At 72.4% G+C, this 19,722-nt stretch carries 20 protein-coding genes; 2 read left to right on the top strand and 18 right to left on the bottom strand.

Annotation, left to right across the window (positions count from 1 at the left end; genetic code table 11):
• Nucleotides 1–31: 31 nt before the first annotated feature.
• Nucleotides 32–3,229 (top strand): BTAD domain-containing putative transcriptional regulator, encoded by a 3,198-nt coding sequence (locus tag E1264_RS00620; protein WP_132168401.1) that lies wholly within the window; start codon nt 32–34, stop codon nt 3,227–3,229.
• On the opposite strand, the gene E1264_RS00625 is transcribed toward E1264_RS00620, so the two are convergent.
• Genes E1264_RS00625 through E1264_RS00645 form a run of 5 tightly spaced genes read right to left on the bottom strand, consistent with a single transcriptional unit; the run spans nt 3,207 to nt 6,220 of the window.
• Nucleotides 3,207–3,992 (bottom strand): ABC transporter permease, encoded by a 786-nt coding sequence (locus E1264_RS00625; protein WP_132168403.1) that lies wholly within the window; start codon nt 3,990–3,992, stop codon nt 3,207–3,209. The genes E1264_RS00620 and E1264_RS00625 overlap by 23 nt on opposite strands.
• Entirely contained in the window at nt 3,989–4,966 is a 978-nt protein-coding gene (locus E1264_RS00630) for an ATP-binding cassette domain-containing protein (RefSeq protein ID WP_132168405.1), read from the bottom strand. Before E1264_RS00630 ends, E1264_RS00625 begins: the two co-directional genes overlap by 4 nt.
• Before the next feature lie 47 nt (nt 4,967–5,013).
• Entirely contained in the window at nt 5,014–5,382 is a 369-nt protein-coding gene (locus tag E1264_RS00635) for a DUF4180 domain-containing protein (RefSeq protein WP_132168407.1), read from the bottom strand.
• A complete protein-coding gene (locus E1264_RS00640; protein WP_207935634.1) occupies nt 5,375–5,815 on the bottom strand; it encodes a helix-turn-helix domain-containing protein in 441 nt (146 codons plus the stop codon). The genes E1264_RS00635 and E1264_RS00640 overlap by 8 nt, the downstream gene beginning before the upstream one ends.
• 60 nt (nt 5,816–5,875) lie before the next feature.
• Nucleotides 5,876–6,220: a DUF3817 domain-containing protein gene (locus E1264_RS00645; protein WP_132168409.1), complete on the bottom strand. Its 345-nt coding sequence runs from the start codon at nt 6,218–6,220 to the stop codon at nt 5,876–5,878.
• 200 nt (nt 6,221–6,420) lie between these two features.
• Here E1264_RS00645 and E1264_RS00650 point away from each other — a divergent pair, with 200 nt between their 5' ends.
• Nucleotides 6,421–7,875 carry an MFS transporter gene (locus E1264_RS00650; RefSeq protein WP_243710673.1) on the top strand — a complete coding sequence of 485 codons (1,455 nt, stop codon included), beginning with the start codon at nt 6,421–6,423 and terminating at the stop codon, nt 7,873–7,875.
• Here E1264_RS00650 and E1264_RS00655 read toward each other — a convergent pair.
• From E1264_RS00655 to E1264_RS00715, 13 genes are all read right to left on the bottom strand, one after another.
• Nucleotides 7,872–9,032 (bottom strand): low temperature requirement protein A, encoded by a 1,161-nt coding sequence (locus tag E1264_RS00655; RefSeq protein ID WP_132168413.1) that lies wholly within the window; start codon nt 9,030–9,032, stop codon nt 7,872–7,874. The genes E1264_RS00650 and E1264_RS00655 overlap by 4 nt on opposite strands.
• 23 nt (nt 9,033–9,055) lie before the next feature.
• Nucleotides 9,056–10,003 carry a lysophospholipid acyltransferase family protein gene (locus E1264_RS00660; protein WP_132168415.1) on the bottom strand — a complete coding sequence of 316 codons (948 nt, stop codon included), beginning with the start codon at nt 10,001–10,003 and terminating at the stop codon, nt 9,056–9,058.
• Nucleotides 10,004–10,005: 2 nt separating this feature from the next.
• Nucleotides 10,006–11,010, bottom strand: a complete 1,005-nt coding sequence (locus E1264_RS00665; RefSeq protein WP_132168448.1) for an NAD-dependent epimerase/dehydratase family protein — start codon at nt 11,008–11,010, stop codon at nt 10,006–10,008.
• A gap of 50 nt (nt 11,011–11,060) precedes the next feature.
• On the bottom strand, nt 11,061–11,159 hold the full coding sequence (locus tag E1264_RS00670; RefSeq protein WP_018654693.1) for an AURKAIP1/COX24 domain-containing protein: 99 nt from the start codon (nt 11,157–11,159) through the stop codon (nt 11,061–11,063).
• Nucleotides 11,160–11,545: 386 nt separating this feature from the next.
• Nucleotides 11,546–11,749 (bottom strand): helix-turn-helix domain-containing protein, encoded by a 204-nt coding sequence (locus tag E1264_RS00675; protein ID WP_021591693.1) that lies wholly within the window; start codon nt 11,747–11,749, stop codon nt 11,546–11,548.
• A 352-nt stretch (nt 11,750–12,101) separates the two neighbouring features.
• Nucleotides 12,102–12,947, bottom strand: a complete 846-nt coding sequence (locus E1264_RS00680; RefSeq protein WP_132168417.1) for a phosphatase — start codon at nt 12,945–12,947, stop codon at nt 12,102–12,104.
• Between the two features lie 10 nt (nt 12,948–12,957).
• The gene (locus E1264_RS00685) at nt 12,958–14,169 is read right to left on the bottom strand and encodes an acetoin utilization protein AcuC (protein WP_207935635.1); all 1,212 of its coding nucleotides are present in this window, start codon (nt 14,167–14,169) and stop codon (nt 12,958–12,960) included.
• A gap of 78 nt (nt 14,170–14,247) precedes the next feature.
• Entirely contained in the window at nt 14,248–14,682 is a 435-nt protein-coding gene (locus tag E1264_RS00690; protein WP_132168419.1) for a hypothetical protein, read from the bottom strand.
• A gap of 82 nt (nt 14,683–14,764) precedes the next feature.
• Nucleotides 14,765–15,559, bottom strand: coding sequence for a pyrroline-5-carboxylate reductase (gene proC, locus E1264_RS00695; RefSeq protein ID WP_132168421.1), 795 nt, complete (start codon nt 15,557–15,559; stop codon nt 14,765–14,767).
• A gap of 67 nt (nt 15,560–15,626) precedes the next feature.
• Entirely contained in the window at nt 15,627–16,547 is a 921-nt protein-coding gene (locus E1264_RS00700) for a proline dehydrogenase family protein (RefSeq protein WP_132168423.1), read from the bottom strand.
• A 102-nt stretch (nt 16,548–16,649) separates the two neighbouring features.
• Nucleotides 16,650–17,834 carry an LCP family protein gene (locus E1264_RS00705; RefSeq protein WP_132168425.1) on the bottom strand — a complete coding sequence of 395 codons (1,185 nt, stop codon included), beginning with the start codon at nt 17,832–17,834 and terminating at the stop codon, nt 16,650–16,652.
• Between the two features lie 428 nt (nt 17,835–18,262).
• The gene (locus E1264_RS00710) at nt 18,263–18,997 is read right to left on the bottom strand and encodes an ABC transporter permease (RefSeq protein WP_132168427.1); all 735 of its coding nucleotides are present in this window, start codon (nt 18,995–18,997) and stop codon (nt 18,263–18,265) included.
• On the bottom strand, nt 18,994–19,722 hold the full coding sequence (locus E1264_RS00715; protein WP_132168430.1) for an ABC transporter ATP-binding protein: 729 nt from the start codon (nt 19,720–19,722) through the stop codon (nt 18,994–18,996). The genes E1264_RS00710 and E1264_RS00715 overlap by 4 nt, the downstream gene beginning before the upstream one ends.

A 19,722-nucleotide genomic window follows, 5' to 3' on the forward strand; every position in this document is an offset into this window, starting at 1 on the left:
TCCGGGACCGGTCCCGCATTAGCCTGTCCCCGTGACCGTCGAGCTGACGTTGCTGACGCGGGTCTCCTGCCGCGGGCGGGACGTCACGAGCCCCCGGATGCGCGGCCTCCTCGCACTGCTCGCCGAGGAACCGCGGGCGGGCGCGTCCGTCGTCCGGCTGGTGGAGGGGCTCTGGCCGGACGGGCGTCCCGAGAACCCCGCCAAGGCGCTGCAGGTCGTGGTGTCGCGGGCGCGGTCGCAGCTCGGCGCGGACGTCATCGCCAGCACGCCGACCGGATACCGGCTCGGCCTGGGCGAGGACGAGGTGGACGCGTCCGCCGTGCTGCTGGCCGCGTCCGCGAGCGCCCGCCGCGCCCGCGACGGCGACCACGCGGGCGCGCTCGCCCACGCCGAGGCGGGCCTCGCGCTGTGGGACGCTCCCCCGGAGCCCGACGGCGACGACCACCCGTTGTCGGTCCTGCGTGCGGCCAGGGCCTCGACGTACTCGACGCTGGCCCGGGCCCGTGCGCTCGCCCTCGCGCGGCTCGACCGGCACGCGGAGGCGTTCGACGCGCTGTCCGCCGTGGCCCGCGAGCGTCCCCGCGACGAGGAGGTCCTCGCCGGGCTGCTGCGCTGCGAGGCGGCGACCGCGGGGCCGTCCGCCGCGCTGGCCCGGTTCGAGTCCTACCGGCGTTCCCTGCGCGACGAGCTCGGCACCGATCCGGGGGACGCGCTGCGGGCCGTCCAGCAGGAGCTGCTGCGGGGCGAGGCCCCGGCCGTGCGGCGCGGTGTCGCGCACGAGCCGAACCCGCTGCTCGGCCGCGACGGCGACATCGCCGCCGTCCTCGGGCTGCTGCGCACGTCCCGCGTCACCTCGATCGTCGGGACGGGCGGGCTCGGCAAGACCCGGCTCGCGAACACCGTGGCGCGCGACGCGCCGCAGCGGGCCGTGCACGTCGTCCCGCTGGCCGGTGTCACGCGGGACGAGGACGTGGCGGCCGAGGTGGCGTCCGTGCTCGGCGTCGCGGACCTGCGCGGGACGGCCGCGCCGCGCGGTCTCGGCGGGGCGGCCGACCGCGTCGGCGGGATCGTGGAGGCGCTCGGCCCCGGCCCGGTGCTGCTCGTCCTGGACAACTGCGAGCACGTCGTCGACGGTGTGGCCGCGCTGGTCGGTGCGCTGGTGTCGCGGACGCGTGACCTGCGGATCCTCACCACGGGCCGCGCTCCGCTCGGCCTGTCGTCGGAGTCGGTGTACCCGCTGCCCGCGCTCGACCCGCCGACGGCCGCCGAGCTGTTCCGGCAGCGCGCGCACGCGGCGCGCCCGAACGCCGACGTCCCGGCGGACGCGGTCGAGGAGCTGTGCCGCCACCTGGACGGGCTGCCGCTGGCCATCGAGCTGGCGGCGGCGCGCGTCCGCGTCATGTCCGTGCCCGAGATCGCCCGCGGCCTGGACGACCGGTTCGCGCTCCTGCGCGGCAACGTCCGCGACGCGCCGTCCAGGCACCGGACCATGCACGCCGTGGTCGACTGGAGCTGGACCCTCCTCAGCCCCTCCGGCCGGGCCGCGATGCAGGCGCTGTCGGTCTTCCCCGCCGGTTTCACCGCTGACGCGGCGCGGCGCGTCCTGGACGGCGACGCCCTGGAGACCATCGACGACCTCGTCGCCCAGTCGCTCCTGGAAATCACCGAGGGGGAGGCCGGGACGCGGTTCCGGATGCTGGAGAGCGTCCGGGAGTTCAGCGCGGCGCACCGCGAGGCGGAGGGCGCGACGGAGCGGGCGGTCGGCGGGCTGCTCGCCTGGGCCCGGGAGTTCGGGGCCGCGCACCACGAGGCGCTGTTCGGCGGCGAGCCGTTCGGCTCGCTCGCCCGCGTCCGGGTCGAGCAGGACAACCTGCTGCAGGCGCTGCGGTACGGGCTCGCCAGGGACGACGGCCCGGCCGTCGCGGCGGTGGCGGCCGTCCTCAGCGGGCTGTGGACGCTGGAGTCCGCCTACACCAGGTTGATCGTCCTGTCCGAGGAGACCGCGGGGCTGCTGAGCCGCTTCCGTCCCGGTCCGGACGACGTCGAGACGACCCGCTCGGCGCTCGCCCTCAGCGTCATGACCTCGTCCATGCTGAAGGGCCCGCGGGCGACGCGCGCCCTCGTCGCGCTGCGGCGGCTGCCGCCCGTCCCGCCGACCACCGTCGCCCGGGCGCTGGCGTTCCTGACCGCGTCCGGCCCGAAGATCCTCGACCCGGACGGCGGCGCGGAGTTCCTCGACCGGATGTGCGCGAGCGACGAACCGGCGCTCGCCGCCGCCGCGAACTGCTTCGCGGGCTACATCCGGGAACGCGACGGGGACCTGGCCGGGGCGCTCGCGGCCACCGAGAAGATGCTGGCGATGGTCGGCGACACCCGCACCCCGTGGCTGAGCCTGTTCGTCCACTCGCGGCTCGGTGAGCTGCTGATGCAGCTCGACCAGGCCGGACGGGCCGTGCACCACCTCCACGTCTCGCTGGACCTGGTGCAGCGGCACGGCTGGCCCGACAACTTCGGGCTGCTGTGGGCGCTCGCCGGCGCCCACGCGAGCCTCGGCGAGTACGACCGGGCCGAACGGTGGCTCGACCAGGCGCTCGTGTCCGGGCCGGACGAGACGTCCGGCATCGCCGCGTTCAACCTCGGTGCCCGCGCGGAGCTCGCCCTCACGCGCGGCGACGTCGACACCGGCCTGCGGCTCTGGCGGCAGGCCGTCGAGCGGCTCGCGGACACCGACGACCCCATGAGCGCGCCGCCCGGCCTCGACCCGTGGACGCTGGAGGCGCACTGCGCCACCGTCGTCGCCCACGCGCGGCACGGGCGGCTCGACCTCGTGGAACACCTCGCGGCCGGGCTGCCCGGCAAGCTGTCCGGCCTGCTCGCCATGCCGCAGGACACGATGCCGGCCTTCCTCATGGACCTGCCCTTCTGCGGCGGCATCCTCCTCGCGCTGGCCGTCGCCGACCTCGCCCGCCGGGGCGGCGCCGCCGAGGCCCCGCCGGGCGCCCGGGTACGGGCGGCGCGCACGATCGCGCTGGCGGAGCGGCTGCACCACATCCGCTCGTTCCAGCCGACGATGTCGGCGGCGCACGTCCGGCGCGACGCCAAGGAGGCCGACGCGCCGGCGTACTCCGCCGCGGTGTCGGAGTACGCCGGGCTGGGCGGGGCCGAACTGCGCGACGAGGTGCGCAGGCTCGCCCGCGACCTCGCCGCTAGCGCGGTGCCTTCCGGTTGAACAGGAACTTCGAGTAGGCGTAGCCGCCGATCCCGAGCCCGGCGCACCACGCGAGGGAGATCACCACGTCCTTCCCGTCCGGCGAGGTCAGCAGCAGGCCGCGGACGGTCTCGATGATCGGCGTGAACGGCTGGTACTCGGCGAACCAGCGCACCCCGGCCGGCATCGACTCCGGCGGGACGATCGCGCTGCCGACGAACGGCATGAACTGGATGATCAGCGGCGAGTTGCTCGCGCCCTCCGGGTTCTTCGCCAGCAGCCCCAGCGCGACCGCCACCCACGTCAGCGCGAACGTGAGCAGCACCAGCAGGCCGCTGGCCGCGAGCCAGTCCAGGACGCCGCCGCTCGTCCGGAAGCCGAGCCCGACCGCGACCCCGACCACCGCGACCAGGCCGAGCACCGTCTGGATCATGCTGCCGACCACGTGCCCGGTCAGCAGCGACACCCGCGCGATCGCCATCGTGCGGAACCGGTCGACGATGCCCTCGGTCATGTCGAGGGACACCGACACCGACGTCGTCATGCACCCGGACGCGACGGTCATCAGGATGATCCCCGGCGCGACGTAGTTGATGTAGTCGCCCTTCGCCGGGCCGCCGACGCCCGCGCCGAGCGCGTTCCCGAACACGCCGACGAACAGCAGCATGATCAGGATCGGCATCATCAGCATGCCGACGGACAGGGCCGGGTAGCGCAGCGCGTGCCGCAGGTTGCGGCGCAGCATCGTCATGGAGTCCGCCACCGCGTACGAGAGCGTGGTCATACCGCCGTCACCTCGTCCCGCTCGTTCTGCTCGTCGCGCTTGCCCGTTCCGGTGAGCGCCAGGAAGACGTCGTCCAGGTCGGGGGTGTGCACGGACAGCTCGTCGACCTCGATCGACGCGTCCTCCAGCCGGCCGAGCAGCGACCGCAGCGACCGGACGCCGCCGTCGCTCGGCACCTGGAGGGCCAGCGCGTCGTCGTCGCGGGTCACGGTGCCGAGCGTGCGCGCCGCCTCGTCCAGCGCGGCCAGGTCCTTGAACCGGAGCCGGACGTGGCCGCCCGAGACCAGGCGCTTCAGCTCGTCCGAGGTGCCCTCGGCCACCAGCCGCCCGCCGTCCAGCACCGCGATCTTGTCGGCGAGCTGGTCGGCCTCCTCCAGGTACTGCGTCGTCAGGAAGATCGTCACGCCGTTCCTGGTCAGCCCGCGGATGATGTCCCACATCGTGCGGCGGCTGCGCGGGTCGAGGCCGGTCGTCGGCTCGTCCAGGAAGATGATCCGCGGGGTGCCGATCAGCGTCATCGCGAGGTCCAGCCGCCGCCGCATCCCGCCCGAGTAGGTCGCGACCATCGTGCCCGCCGCGTCGACCAGGTCGAACCGCTCCAGCAGCTCGTCCGCGGCCCGCCGCCCGGCGGCCTTGCCGAGGTGGTGCAGGTCGGCCATCAGGATCAGGTTCTCGCGGCCGGTGAGCAGGCCGTCGACGGCCGAGTACTGCCCGGTGACCCCGATCGCCGCGCGGACCCCGTCGGGGTCGGCCGCCAGATCGCGTCCCGCGACGCGGACGTCGCCGCCGTCCGCGGGGATCAGCGTGGACAGGATGCGCACGGCCGTCGTCTTCCCCGCGCCATTCGGGCCCAGCAGGGAGAAGACCGTCCCGCGCGGGACGTCGAGGTCTATCCCGTCGAGGACGACCTTCTCCCCGAACGCCTTCCGCAGACCGATCGCCTGGATGGCCGTCTGCGCCGGTTCTCTGTTCATGCCCGCACCCTGCACGGCCCGGCCTTCAGGCCGCTTTCACCCCGGTTTCAGGCGACGGTGCGGAGCCGGGCGTCCAGCGCCTCCAGGTCGGCGACGAACCACACGTGACCGGACGAGTGCGACTCCTGGACGAGCGCCCGCAGCGCCGAACTGGCCTCCACATGCCGGGAGATGTCGCCGACGATCGCCAGCCGCAGCCGGTAGTTGGCGAACTTCTGCATGATCTCGCCCGCGACGCGGGTGCCGAGCGCGAAGAAGCGCTCGTCCAGCCGGCTCGCGGGCACGGCCACCACCTCGGCCCCGAGGAAGGAGGCGCCGATCAGGTCGAGCGCGTCCTGCTCGGTGGCCACCGGCGGGCCGTCCGGGTCGCACACGAGCACCTGAACCCCGGCCCGCTCCTCCACCACGTCAGCCATGGTCGATCAGGCCGTTCTCGCCGCCGATCACGGCGTCGATCAGGCGCAGCACGTCGGCGGTCGCGGCGGCACCGCCCAGTATCACGATCTTCATCCGGCTCCGCTCCTCGTCATGGACAGCCTGCACCCGCAACTGCTCGCCGGAGCCGCCGCCCGTGTTCACCCCGGCCAGCACGAGCGTGCTCAGCCGGTCGGCCGCGACCCGGTCCACGCCGTCGACCTGCACGATGCTCGACACCTCGACCGGCGCCGGGCGCGCGGGCGGGGGCGCGGGCCGCCCGGTCAGTGCCTCCAGGTCGGCGGCTGAGATCCGGTACTGCTTGCCGATCCGCACGGCCTTCAGCCGTCCGGTGCGGATGTAGCCGCGCACGGTGCGCACGTGGAGACCGAGGAGGTCGGCGACCTCCTCGACCGAGTACATTTTCTCCGCCATTGTTCCCTATGCTAGGGGCATATAGGGAATGATGCGTAATTTGAGGGCGGCTGGCCGTGTTCAGTCCGCCTGGGCTTCGGCGCGCAGGAGTTCCGCGCGCTTGCTCCGGTGGAAGACGAACGGGGTCAGCGGCAGCAGGCAGGCGACCACCGCCAGCATCGAGGGCTTGACGCCCCAGCCGAGCCTGCGGCGCGCCGCGAGGAACACCGGCACCCACGCGATGACCAGCGCGCCGTGCAGCATGCCGAGCGGCATCACCAGGTCGATCTCGGACACGCGGCTCAGCAGCGAGCCGAAGATGAGGAGGACGACGAACGACCATCCCTCGGCGAGCGTGACCACCCGGAACCAGAACACCGAGTTGCGCTCGCCGAGCTCGCTCAAGTTGCTGCTCTTCGCCGGCATGGGAACCTCCGCGTCGCCCGATGTCACTACGGCAGGTAGTACTACCCGCCGTAGTGGGGCCTGTCAAACCCCGAGGATTTCTCCGCCCCGCATGTCGAGACGCGCCCGTCCGCTCCGACCGACCAGCGAGACGTCTCGACAGAACAGAGAGAGCTTCGGATATGCGTATCAACCGCGCTTGGCTGGGAGCGGCCCTCCTCATGCTCCCGACCTTCCTCGTCGCCATGGACCTGACGGCCCTGCTCCTCGCCCTGCCGCAGCTCGCCGCCGACCTCGGCGCGACGAGCGTCCAGCAGCTGTGGATCAGCGACGGCTACGGGTTCCTGGTGGCCGGGATGGTCATCACGATGGGCACGCTCGGCGACCGGATCGGGCGGCGCCGCCTGCTGCTCGCGGGCGCGGCGGCGTTCGCGGCGCTGTCGGTCGTGGCCGCGTTCGCGACCGGCCCGCTGATGCTGATCGTCGTCCGCGCGCTGCTCGGTGTCGCCGGGGCCACCCTGGCACCGTCCACCCTCGCCCTGCTCACCACCATGTTCCGGGACGAGCGGCAGCGCGGGAAGGCGATCGCGGCCTGGGCGACCTGCCAGTTCACCGGCGGCGCGCTCGGGCCCGTCCTCGCCGGGTTCCTGCTCCAGCACTTCTGGTGGGGGTCGGTGTTCCTGGCCGCCGTCCCGGCGATGGTGCTGCTGGCGCTCGCCGGGCCCGTCCTGCTGCCGGAGTCCCGCAGCGACCAGGCCGGACGGCTCGACCCCGCGAGCGTCGGGCTGTCGCTGGCCTCGGTCCTGCTGATCGTGTACGGCATCAAGCAGCTCACCGTCGAGAACGTCCGGGCCCTGCCCGCCGTGGCGCTCGTCGCCGGGGCCGTCATCGGCTGGGTGTTCGTCCGGCGGCAGCTGCGCCTGGAGACGCCGCTGCTCGACCTGCGGCTGCTCCGCAACCGCCCCTTCACGGCCGTGCTCGTCGCGCTGGTCTTCGCGGGCATCGCGATGGCCGGTACAGGACTGCTGGTGACGCAGTACCTCCAGGGCGTCCTCGGCTACTCGCCGTTCGCGTCGGCGATCCTGTTCGCCCCCATGGGCCTCGGCGTGGCCGCCGGGACTCTCACCGCGCCCCTGCTCGCCCGCCGGATGAAGCCCACGACAGCGATCGCCGCCGGGCTGGCGGCATCGGCGATCGGCAGCCTCCTGCTGATCGGCGTGGCCGACGGCCGCGCCCTCCCGCTCGCGATCACCGGCATCACCGTCCTGGCGCTCGGCACCGGCCCGCTGTTCGCGCTGGGCACCGGGCTGGTCATCGGGTCCGCGCCGCCGGAGCGCGCCGGGTCGGCCGCGTCGATGTCGGAGACCGGCAACTACATCGGCGGGTCGCTCGGCCTCGCCCTGCTCGGCACGGTGGCCGCCGTGGTGTACCGCGAGCGGATGGACGGCACGTCCGACTCGCTGCCCGCCGCCATCGCCGCCGCCGAGAACCGGCCCGCCGGGCAGGGCGCGGAGCTGCTGCACACCGCCCGGGAGGCGTTCACCGCCGGCCTGCACGTCACGGGCGCGGTCGGCGCGGTCATCTTCGCCGGGCTGGCCGTCCTGGTCCTCGCCATGCGCCCGGCGACGACGGCCGCCCCTGCCCCGGTCCCCGGCTACGAGGCGACCCGGTCCTAGCCGGCCGGTGTCCGCCCGGTGGCGATGGTGGCGGCGAGGAGCAGGGCCAGGAGCGCCGCCAGGACGATCAGGGATCCGGGGACGCCGAGCGTCGGGGCGGCGAACGCGGTGAGCAGGACCAGCACGGCCGTGATCGCGATCATCTCCGGGCGGACGGCCGTGCGCCGCATCGGGGCGTGCAGGGCCCACAGCATGACGAGCACCACGGCGATGGGGACGGCGACGGCCGCGATCACGGTCTTCTCGTCCGCCTCGATGTGGTCGGCCGCCCACACCACCGCGACCTCCAGCCCGGCGCCGACGGCGGCCAGCGCGGCGAAGATCACGTAGTGGCCGTAGCCCCAGATGAAGGACCGTTCGCGGCGGGCGGCCAGGCCCTCGCCCGCGGGTTCGGAGAAGTAGATCCACCAGAGCGTGAACAGGATGGCGAGGCCCGCGAGCGCGATGGTGACGAGCTCGCCGCTCACGCCGTGCTCGACGGCGTCCTGCACGGCGTTCGTCGAGGCGAGGACGCTCTCCCCCAGCAGGATGATCGTGAACAGCCCGTACCGTTCGGCGATGTGGTGCGGATGCCAGCTCGTCGTGCCCGCGCGTTCGGCGACCTGCGGGACGGCGAGTTCGAGCACCACCAGCAGCGGGAACACCCAGCTCGGGCCGTCGCCCGGCAGCGCGAGCCGCGACAGCCACAGGACTTGGAGAAGCGAGATCCCGACCGCGTACCGGACGGTCGTCGCCCGCGACTCCGGATGCGCGATCGCGGCCCGTACCCACAGCCCGACCAGGCCGACGCGCATGACGAGGTAGCCGATGGTGACGGTGGTGAAGTCGCCGCCGAACGCGTCCGGCACCCCCGCCGCCAGGACGAGCACGCCCGCCATCTGCACGAACGTCATGACGCGGTACGGGACGTCGTCGGTGTCGTACGCGGACGCGAACCAGGTGAAGTTCATCCACGCCCACCAGATGGCGAAGAACACCATGAGGAACGGCAGGACGGCGTCGCCCACATGCCCTTCCTCGACGGCGTGCGCCAGCCGTCCGGCGACCTGGGACACCGCCGCGACGAACGTCAGGTCGAAGAGCAGTTCCAGCGGGCTGGCCGCGCGGTGCGGTTCGTCCACGTCACGGGCGACCATGCGGCTACGGAACGCCTTCATGCGCTCACTCTACGGCGCGGCGGTCAGAGGAAGGCGGGCCCCCGGCGCAGGAGCGTCTCGTAGAGCATCTGCTGGACGTTCTCGCGGACCTGGTCGGTGATGTCGAAGACCGCCATGGGGTCGTCGGCGGTGTCGGCGTCGTACTCGTCCAGGGTCATGGGCTCGCCGAACTGGATCATCCACTTCGACGGCAGCGGGACGAGCCCGGCCGGTCCGAGCAGCGGGAACGTCGGGGTGACCGGGAAGTACGGGAGGCCGAGCAGGCGGGCCAGCGCGGGCACGTCGGCGATCTTCGGGTAGATCTCCTCGGCGCCGACGATGGCGCACGGGACGATCGGGACCCCGGCGCGCAGCGCGGTGCCGACGAACCCGCCGCGCCCGAAACGCTGCAGCTTGTACCGCTCGGCGAACGGCTTGCCGACCCCCTTGAAGCCCTCGGGGAACACGCCGACGAGCTCGCCCTTGGCGAGGAGGCGGGCCGCGTCGGCCTGGCAGGCCAGGGTGTGGCCCGCCTTGCGGGCCAGGTGCGCGAGGACCGGGATCTGGTACACGAGGTCGGCGCCGAGCAGGCGGACCTGGCGGCCGGCATGGTCGTGCAGGGCGACCGACAGCATCAGCGCGTCGAGCGGGATGACGCCGGAGTGGTTCGCGACGACGAGGGCGCCGCCGTCCGGGACGTTCTCGACGCCCGCGAGCTCGACGCGGAACCAGTGCTCGTACAGGGCGCGGGCGGGCGGAAGGAGGATCGTGGAGTTGAACTCGGGGTCGAAGCCGAACTCGTCCACCTCGTAGTCGCCGGACAGGCGGCGGCGCAGGAACGCCAGGCCGGACGCGATACCGCGTTCCAACGGGCTGCGATCGTCGGCGGCGTCGTCTTTGCGATCGCCCTGATGGTCGTGCTGGCGGGCGGCGTCGAGGCGGATGACCTGCGCGTCCTGGTCATCGTCGGCGTGCCCGTGCCGAGCGTTCATCATCACGGCCGTCCGAGGAGCGAGGCGAGGGGGCGGCCGAAGCCGTGCGCGGCGGCGAAGTCGGCGAAGGCGGCCTCGGAACCGTACTTCGGGTGCCACGACAGCTCCTCCGCCAGCGCCGTGGTGTCGATCACGCGGCCGTAGGTCAGCCAGCGCAGCAGTTCCGGCGAGAACCCGGACAGGCCGGCGAAGCGGCGTCCCATGTCGCCGAGCACCGAGAGGGACGGCGACGGGACGGGCACGTAGGGGCGTCCGGCACGGCGCAGCGCCTGCGACAGCAGCAGGACGCCGTCGCCCGCGACGTTGAAGCAGCCGGGGTGGTCCTCGACCGTCATGCGGCGCAGCACCTCGACGCCGTCGTCCTCGTGGACGAACTGCAGCCGCGGGTCGAACCCCAGCACCGTCGGGACGACGGGCAGCCGCAGGTACCGGGTGAGCGGGGAGTCGACGCCGGGGCCGAGGAAGTTCGCGAACCGCAGCACCGACACCGTGAGGTCGGAGCGCCGCCGCATCAGCCCGCGGACGTAGCCCTCGACCTCGACCGCGTCCTTGGCGTAGCCGGACCTCGGGGCCTCGACCGGCTCGTCCCGCTCGGTGAACACGGCGGGGTCCATCGGCGAGGAGCCGTACACGGCGGCCGAGGACCGCACGACGAGCTTGCGCATGTCGGGCGAGCGCTGGCAGGCCGCGAGCAGCTGCATCGTGCCGATGACGTTGAGCTCCTTCACCTTCGCCCGCGGGACGGACGAGGAGGTGACGAGGTGCAGGTGCACCACGGTGTCGACCCCGGCCGAGGCGATGAGGTTCGCGATGCTCGGCGTGCGGATGTCGACGCGGACGAACTCGGTGCGTCCGAGCGGCACGCCCAGCGACGCGTCCGGCGGAACGGTGTCGACGCCGATGACGCGCGCGATGCTGGGGTCGGCCTGAAGGGTGTTCGCGACCCGCGCCCCCAGGAAACGGGAGACGCCCGTGACGAGGACGACACGGGCCGCGGCGGAGGGCATGGAGGACACAGCGCGCCCCACCCCTTACGGCTGAGTGGCCGGCGTGACGACTACTTCTTGTTGCGACGCTGGATGCGCGTCTTCTTCAGCAGCTTGCGGTGCTTCTTCTTGGCCATTCTCTTGCGCCGCTTCTTGATGACAGAGCCCACGGGACCTCGCTCGGCATTCCGGTGATGTGCAGGAGGCGGGCGTGCCGCAGGCGAGCATCGCTCGTAACGCGCGCACGGTCCGCCGCCCAAGGGTACCGCTGTACCAGGCCGGGTCACGCCGGTGGGCCGCGCGTTGGGCGCGCGGACCCGACCGCTCGGCGTGCGGGGCCTGGCGCCGCGCGTCGCGCGACGCCGGGCACCGTTTCGCGCCGGCGGGCCACGACGGCGGCCGTTCTGGCCACCGCCCGTCCCGCCCGGTGTCCGGACCGTCGAACCGGTCCTCGTCCTGCATCCCCAGCTTCGGGACGGTTCCGAGGAACCGTCCCGACGCCCCCTGCACGGCCGGGTATGGAGTAGGCGGCGGGGTCATCCCCCGCCCTTACCCGTTATCCGGCTTCGATGTACGCGTCGCGCAGGTAATCGTGAACGGCCTGCTCGGGAACCCGGAACGAGCGGCCCACGCGGATCGCGGGAAGCTCGCCCGAGTGGACGAGGCGGTAAACGGTCATCTTGGACACCCGCATCACCGCCGCCACTTCGGCCACGGTCAGGAACCTGACCTCGCTTAGAGGTCGCTCGCCTGAGGTCATCGGACGCCCTCTTCCACACGTGCCGCGCACCGGCCCTTCGGGTGACTTTGATCACGCACGTGTACTTCCTCCAGCGTAAATCGCGTATCGGCAGTCGCAAGAGGGGAGTTCCGCACATTTCCGTATCCCGACCTGACCCAGAGGACACAGTGCTACTCCCTCACGGAGCGTGGACCTGACGGCATCAGGAGTGGCGCGGCGAACGGTTGTCAACCGAAACCACCTGTTGACCTGCGGTTCCGATGCTCACGATGGCGTCGCGCAAGCCCATGCGTCCCGCACGGCAGTCCCGTCACACGCAGTGACAGCGGGGGGCGGCGCCGGACGGCCGGGCGGGCGGCGACGGCGAAGGTCAGCCGGACGCGGAGAGCCCGGCCCGGTCGAGGATGTAGGCGGTCAGGGGCGCGTAGTGCTGCGCGGCGATGCCGTCGTCGAGCGGGACGACGACGTCGATCTTGCCTTCGGCGGCACCGGCGAACAGCGCTGGATCGTTACAGTCAGCGAAACCGACGGTGTCGATGCCCGCCTGCCCGGCGGCTCCTGCCCAGCCGTGATCGGCGATGGCCAGATCCGGCCAAAAATCAGGTTTAGCCTCCGCAGAGTCCGCTGAAGCGGTATTGGCCAGCTCGCGGAGCATCTCCTCCATCGGGCGCGCGTCGTGCGTGTGCTGCGCCCGGCCGTCGTCGCTCTCCAGCATCGCCACGCCCGGCTCGGCGTACACGATGCGGCGCAGCTCGGCACCGCCGTAGGAGGTCTCGATCTCGTACGTCCAGCCGGCGGCGGGCGTCAGGAGCCGGCAGCCCGCCCCCTCCAGCGCCCGCGCGACGGCCTGGTACAGCGGCGCCAGCGTCGACGGATGGCCGGTCGCGAGGACGACGCTCTCCCGGCGGCGGGCGGCGCGGCCGATGCGCTCGCCCATCGCCTCCAAGGTGTCGAGCGTGATCTCCGGGTCGATGGTGTCGTCCCCGTACAGGTGCCGGGGGTCGGGTTCCACGCCGCAGCGCTCGACCATCATCTCCAGGACGGTCCGCTCCGTCCACGAGGGCTTGAGCTCCAAGCCGAACTGGTAGTAGGGGTGACCGGCGGCCATCCGCCGGTAGTGCAGCAGGTTGTTCTGGCGCGGCGTCGCCACCCCGCCGGCGATCATCGTCCGGGTCAGGTGGGCGCGCAGCTCGTCCCGCGTCGGTACCGGGTTCACCAATGCCTCACTAGTCCGTCATCGGGTCGAGGCCGTGCTCGGGGAACACCGCGCGCCGCGTCGCCAGGATCGCCTGGTCGATGGGGTTGCCCGGGTCGTAGCCGCCTGCCCACCTGCTGATCCGTATCTCGTCCGTGCCGTCCGTCATCCGGAGGGGCGCGACTTGGTCGGTGCGCTGCCGGGCGAACTCGCGCCAGCCCTCGGGTGTCGGGGTGTCCGGCGGGATCGGCCCGCCCGCCGCCTCCGCCAGCAGGTGCGTCCATGCCCTCGGCACGACCTGCACCAGCTCGTAGCCGCCGCCTCCGGTGGCGACCCAGCGCCCGCCCGCCGTCTCGTGCGCGAGGCGGTGCAGCAGGCCGTAGGCGGTGCGCTGGCCGTCCACGCTGAGGGTCAGGTGCGCGAGCGGGTCGAGCGCGTGGGCGTCGGCGCCGTGCTGGGTGACCAGGACGTCCGGGCGGAACCGGCGCAGCAGCGGCGGGATGATCGCGTCGAACGCGCGCAGCCAGAGGGCGTCGCCGGTGCCGGGCGGCAGCGAGATGTTGACGGACGTCCCGTCGGCGCCTATCTCGTCCGGGAAGCCGGTGCCGGGGAACAGCGTCCGCGGCGTCTCGTGCAGGCTGATCGTCAGGACGCGCGGGTCGTCGTAGAAGGCGGCCTGGACGCCGTCGCCGTGATGGACGTCGATGTCGACGTACCCGACGCGCTCGGCGCCGTTGTCCAGCAGCCAGGCGATCGCGATGGCCGGGTCGTTGTAGACGCAGAACCCGCTGGCGCCGCCGCTGAGCGCGTGGTGCAGGCCGCCGGAGATGTTGGCGGCGTGCTCGGCGCGTCCGGTCCACACGGCCTCAGCCGCGGCGACGGACGCGCCCGCGACCAGCGCGGACGCCTCGTGCATGCCGGGGAACACCGGGTTGTCGGCGGTGCCGAGGCCGTGCCGGGGGTCGGGCGCCCCGGTCGCGCCGGCCTGCTTGACCGCCGCGATGTAGCCCTCCTCGTGGACGAGCCGGAGCAGCTTGTCATCCGCCGCCTCGAACCCGGACACGGTCACGTTGGGACGTTCCAAAACACCGAGTTCCCGCGCGAGCGCCATCGTCAGCTCGACGCGCACGGGGTTCATCGGATGGCCGGGACCGAAGTCGTAGGAGATGAGCCGCTCGTCCCAGAAGATCTCCAGCCCGCAGTTCTCGGGACCGGACCGGGAGGAGGGCGCGGGACTGCTCATGACCTCACGGTATCGCGGCGCACCCGCCCGCCATCCCGTCCGCCCGCGCTCTGAGCCACACCCCCGGCGGGCGACGGGTCAGGGGCGGGTGGCGGGTTCGGGGGTGCGGGCGGCTTCGTCCTCGCGCTTCGGGCGGGACGCGACGAGGAAGCCGGCCAGGGCGGCGAGCGTCGCGATGCCCTCGCCGACCAGGCTGATCGTCTTCTCGGTGTACCAGACGGGCTCGTGCATGTCGGGCAGCGGACCGAGCGCGCCGACGTCGACGTAGTAGTAGAAGAGGATCGCGCCGACCGCGCTGCCCGCCACGAGGAAGGCCAGCGCGTACGCCCAGCGGGTCGCGTAGGTGAGGATCACGACCGCGACGACCCCGGCGACGGCCGCCTGGATGCGGAAGAGCAGCTCGCCGTCGATGGAACCGCCCTGGACGAAGGCCATCTCGGGCGCGAACCTCCAGTGCACGATCGCGTCCGCCGCCAGTCCGGCGGCGACGAGCAGGCGGAGTATGAGTCCCATACTTCCTACACGGGCGGGAACCCCGGATCGGCTCAATGGTTCAAGCATGAACTTTTCGGGCGCCGCGCCGGTTTCGCGGTGGTCAGCCGCTGGCGAGTTCGGCGCCGCGGTCGCGGGCCGCCTCGATCGCCTCCAGGACGGCGGCGCGGACGCCGTGCCGCTCCAGCTCGCGGATCGCGTTGATCGTCGTCCCGCCCGGGGACGTGACGGCCTCGCGCAGCAGCACCGGATGCTCGCCGGAGTCGCGCAGCATGACGGCGGCACCCACGGCGGACTGGATCACCATCTCCAGCGCGACGGCGCGCGGCATGCCGAGCAGGATGCCCGCGTCCACCATCGCCTCGACGAGGTAGTAGAAGTACGCGGGACCGCTGCCGGACAGGGCCGTCGCGCCGTCCTGCAGCGACTCGGGGATGCGGAGCACCTTGCCGACCGGGGACAGCAGCTCCTCCGCCAGCTTCAGGTGCTCCTCGCCCGCGAGGGAGCCGGGCGAGATCACGCTCATCGCCTCGTCCACATGGACGGGCGTGTTCGACATGACGCGCACGACCGGCACGCGCTCGGGCAGCCGCGCCTCGATGAACCCGGTCGTGATGCCCGCCGCCATCGAGATCACCAGCCGGCCGGACGGGACGTGCGGGCCGATCTCGTCCAGCAGGACGCCCATGTCCTGCGGTTTCACGGCGAGGATCAGCGTCTCCGCCGTCGCGGCCGCTTCCGCGTTCGGGACGATCTCGATCCCGTACCGCTCGCGCAGCAGCGCGCCTCGCTCCTCGCGGCGCGCGGTCGCCACCAGCTCGGACGGGTGGCGCCCGGCCCGGAGCACCCCGGACAGCAGCGCCTCGCCCATCTTCCCGGCACCCAGAATCGCGATCATCGACATACCTTGACGTGGGGATTCAACGACGCGTCCAGCCTAGCCGTGCCGTGGGGGCCGCGACGGCTCAGGACCGCCCGACCAGGGAGCGCATGAAGAAGCGGAGGTTGGCGGGACGCTCCGCGAGGCGCCGCATGAAGTACTCGTACCACTCGCGGCCGTACGCGACGTAGACGCGGACCTGCGCGCCGTGGGCCGCGAGCCTGCGCTGCTCCTGCGGCCGGATGCCGTACAGCATCTGGTACTCGAACGTGTCGGCGTCGCGCTCGTTCAGCACGGACAACGCACCGGCGATGTCGATGAGCCGTGGGTCGTGCGTCGCGAGCATCGGGTAGCCCTTGCCGGCCATCAGCACTTTCATGCACCGCACGAAGGACTTGTCGATCTCTTCCCTGTCGGTGAACGCGACCGCAGCGGGTGCGGCATAGGCGCCCTTGCACAGCCTTACGCGCGACCCCTCGTAGGCCAGTTCCGCGCAGTGCTCCTCTGCCCGCCGCAGGTACGCCTGGATGACGGCGCCCACGTCGGGGAAGTCGCGCCGCAGTTCCTGCACGATTCCCAGGTTCGAGTCGACGGTGGTGTGGTCCTCCATGTCGAGCGTGACCGTCGTGCTGGCCGAACGGGCGGCGGCGCAGATCCGGCGCGCGTTCTCCAAGGCGAGGTCTTCGCCGAACGCCTGCCCGATGGCGGAGAGCTTCAACGACACCTCGGCGCGTGTGCCGAGACTGGCCGCGCCCAGCCGTTCCAGAAGTTCGATGTAGTTCTGGACGTTCGTCTCAGCGTGGCCCTTGTCGTGAGTGTCCTCGCCCAGGACGTCCAGGGTCACGAGCAAGCCTTCGCTGGTGAGGTCGTCCGTGACGCGGGCCGCGTCCTCGATCGTCTCACCGGCGATGAACCGGCGGACGACGTCGCCCGTGAACGGCGCGGTCTCCACAACCCTGCGTGCGCCGCCGCTGCGCGACGCGACGAGCAACGCCTGACGAAGCACTCTGCGAACCCCTTGTCCGACGGGCCTGTTCACCGGCCGAGCACGGCCCTCTCTCCGTCCAGGTTATGCCCGGACGGAAATCCGGTGATTACCACACCACGTTCAGGAAACGGTCCCGAGGTTGTTGCCGCCTCCGTGCTGCCGCACGTACTCGCCCATGCGCGCGGTCTTGACGGCCTCGAACAGCGCGGGCGCCTTCTTCCCGTCGAGGAGGACGACGCTCTGCCTGCCCCGCCGCGCGCTGCCCTTGTGCGGGGCCGTGATGAACACCACGTCGGACGCGCGGACGCTCCGCAGGCTCAGCGCCAGCGAGCGCAGGTCGCCCGCCGTCACCCCGTCGTCCACGCTGATCGACTTGGTGAGCGCGGACAGGAACCGGTCGAGCTTGAGCGGGTTGGTGAGCGTCCCGCGGTCGGCGGCCTGCTTGGCGAGGGCGCCGAGGAACGCCTGCTGCCGCTTGATCCGGTCGAAGTCGCCGTTCGGGAGGTTGTAGCGCTGCCGGACGAACTGCAGCGCCTCCGCGCCGTCGAGCTTCTGCTTCCCGGCCGTCCACTGCTTCTTGCGCATCGGGTCGTAGACGTTCTGCTTGATGTTGACGGTGACGCCGCCGAGCGCGTCCGTCATCGACTCGAACCCCTCGAAGTCGATCGCCCCGTAGTGGTCGATCCGGACGCCGGTGAGGCTCTCCATCGTCTCGATCAGCAGCTTCGGCCCGCCGAACGAGAACGCCGCGTTGATCTTCTGGTTCCCGTAGCCGGGGATGTCGACCCACGAGTCGCGCGGGAACGAGACGACGTACGCCTTCTTCCGGTCGGCCGGCAGGTGCAGCAGCATGATCGTGTCCGTGCGCTGCCGCCCCGGCTTCCAGGCGTCGTTGCCCTCGCCGGTCGTGGCCGCGTCCGCCCGCGCGTCCGACCCGACGAGCAGCCAGTTCTCGGTGCCCTTCATGTTCGGGCCGGGCCGCTGCCCGCCGTCCGGCATCACGCCGGGGATCCGGTCGATGTTGCCGTTGTAGGACGACTGCCGCTGCCACACCAGCCCGCCGAGCCCCGCCACGACGAGGGCGAAGAAGACGCCGATCGCGATCAGCACCCGGGGCCAGCGCCGCTTGCGCTTGATCTCGCCTTCGCCGCCGGTGCCGCCCCAGAACGTCGCGTTCTCCGCGTCCTCCGTCCCGGCGGCGCCGTGGCCCTCGGACGCGCCGGGCGCACCCGGCCCCACGACCGGCGGCGGCCCTTCTCCGGGGGGCTGCGACGACGGCGCACCAGGCAGGTCTCGGGCGGTCATGCGCCGAAGCTACCAGCCCGCAGCCAGGAAGACCCCAGTTCACCCCATCTGTCCACTTCAGGCACCCCGCCCCCATTCGCCCTTCTTGGACAAGACCTCAACCGAGGAAACGGGTCGTGCGGCCGGAGGCGCCCCGCGCCGGAGGTCGCACGACCCGACGACGCAGGCGACCGCAGCGACGCACGCACACGCCGCACAGGCACAACAGACCGCAACAACGTCGTGAGGATCGCCTGCGTCGCGACGGGGGTTCCAGGGGGTCGCCCCCCTGGGCAAACACAGCGCCCAGCGCCGGAGGTCGCACGACCCGACGACGCAGGCGACCGCAGCGACGCCGCACACGCCCGTCACGGGCACAACAGACCGCAACGACGTCGTGAGGATCGCCTGCGTCGCAACGGGGGTTCCAGGGGGTCGCCCCCCTGCGCTCATACAGTGCGGCGGCGGAGGGTTGCGGCGCCCAGGAGGAGGGCGGCGAGGGTGAAGGTGGTCATGACGGCGACGTCGAGGGTGAGTGTGGCGGTGAACTCCGGGTGTGCGCTGATCTCCTGCATGCCCTCGACGGCGTAGGTGAGCGGCAGGACGTCCGAGATGGCCTCCAGCCAGGACGCCATCGACTCGCGCGGGATGATGAGGCCGCAGAGCAGCAGCTGCGGCAGGACGAACGCGGGCAGGAACTGGACGGCCTGGAACTCCGTCCGCGCGAACGCGCTGGCGAACAGGCCGAGGGCCATGCCGAGCAGCGCGTCCAGCAGGGAGACGAGGACGAGCGAGCCGAGCGTCCCGTTGAGGTCGAGGCCGAGCCAGGTCAGCGAGATGAGGAGGACGGCGCCGATCTGGACGAGCGTGAGCACGCCGAACGCGAGCGCGTAGCCCATCAGGAGGTCGAGTTTGCCGAGCGGCATCGTCATCAGCCGTTCGAGGGTGCCGCTCGTCCGTTCGCGGAGGGTGGCGACGCTGGCGACGACGAACATGACGATGAACGGGAACAGGCCGAGGAGCATCGGCCCGATCCGGTCGAAGAGCGCCGGCTGGTCGAACACGTAGCGCAGCAGGATCATCAGCAGCGCGGGCACGCCGATCAGCAGGGCGAGCGTCCGGCGGTCGTGCTTGAGCTGGGCCAGGATGCGGCGCGTCGTGGCGAGGGTGACGGCGAGGCTCATGCGGGGCTCCCTGTCTTCTCGGTGATCAGCTGGAGGAAGGCGCCTTCGAGGTCGGGCGTGCCGGTGCGCGTGCGCAGCCCGTCGGGCGTTCCGTCGGCGAGGAGCCTGCCCTCGCGCATGAGCAGCAGCCGGTCGGTGCGGCCCGCCTCGTCCATGACGTGGCTGGACACGACGAGGGTGACGCCCCGGTCGGCCAGCCCGCGGAACAGCTGCCACAGTTCCTGGCGCAGCACCGGGTCGAGGCCGACGGTCGGCTCGTCCAGGACGAGCAGGTCGGGCGCGCCGAGCAGGGCGACGGCGAGGTTGAGGCGGCTGAGCTGCCCGCCGGACAGCGTCTGCGCGGTCTGGTCGCGGTGGTCGCCGAGGCCGACCTCGGCGGCGACGCGGTCGGGGTCGGTGCGGGGCGCCCGCAGGACGGACGCGAAGTAGCGCAGGTTCTCGGCGACGGTCAGGTCGGCGTACACGGCGGGCGTCTGCGTGGAGTATCCGACACGGCGCCGCAGGCCGGGCGACCCGGCGGGCTCGCCGAGGACGGTCACCGTGCCGCTCTTGACGATCTGGACGCCGACGAGCGCCCTCATCAGCGTGGTCTTCCCGCAGCCGCTCGGGCCGAGCAGTCCGAGGATGGAGCCGCGCGGAACGTCGAAGGTGACCCCGTGCAGGACCTCGCGGCCGCCGCGCACGACCCGGAGGGCCTCGACGCGGACCGCCGGACTAAAACTCAT

The organism is Actinomadura sp. KC216 (assembly GCF_004348535.1).
Classification (GTDB): Bacteria; Actinomycetota; Actinomycetes; order Streptosporangiales; family Streptosporangiaceae; genus Spirillospora.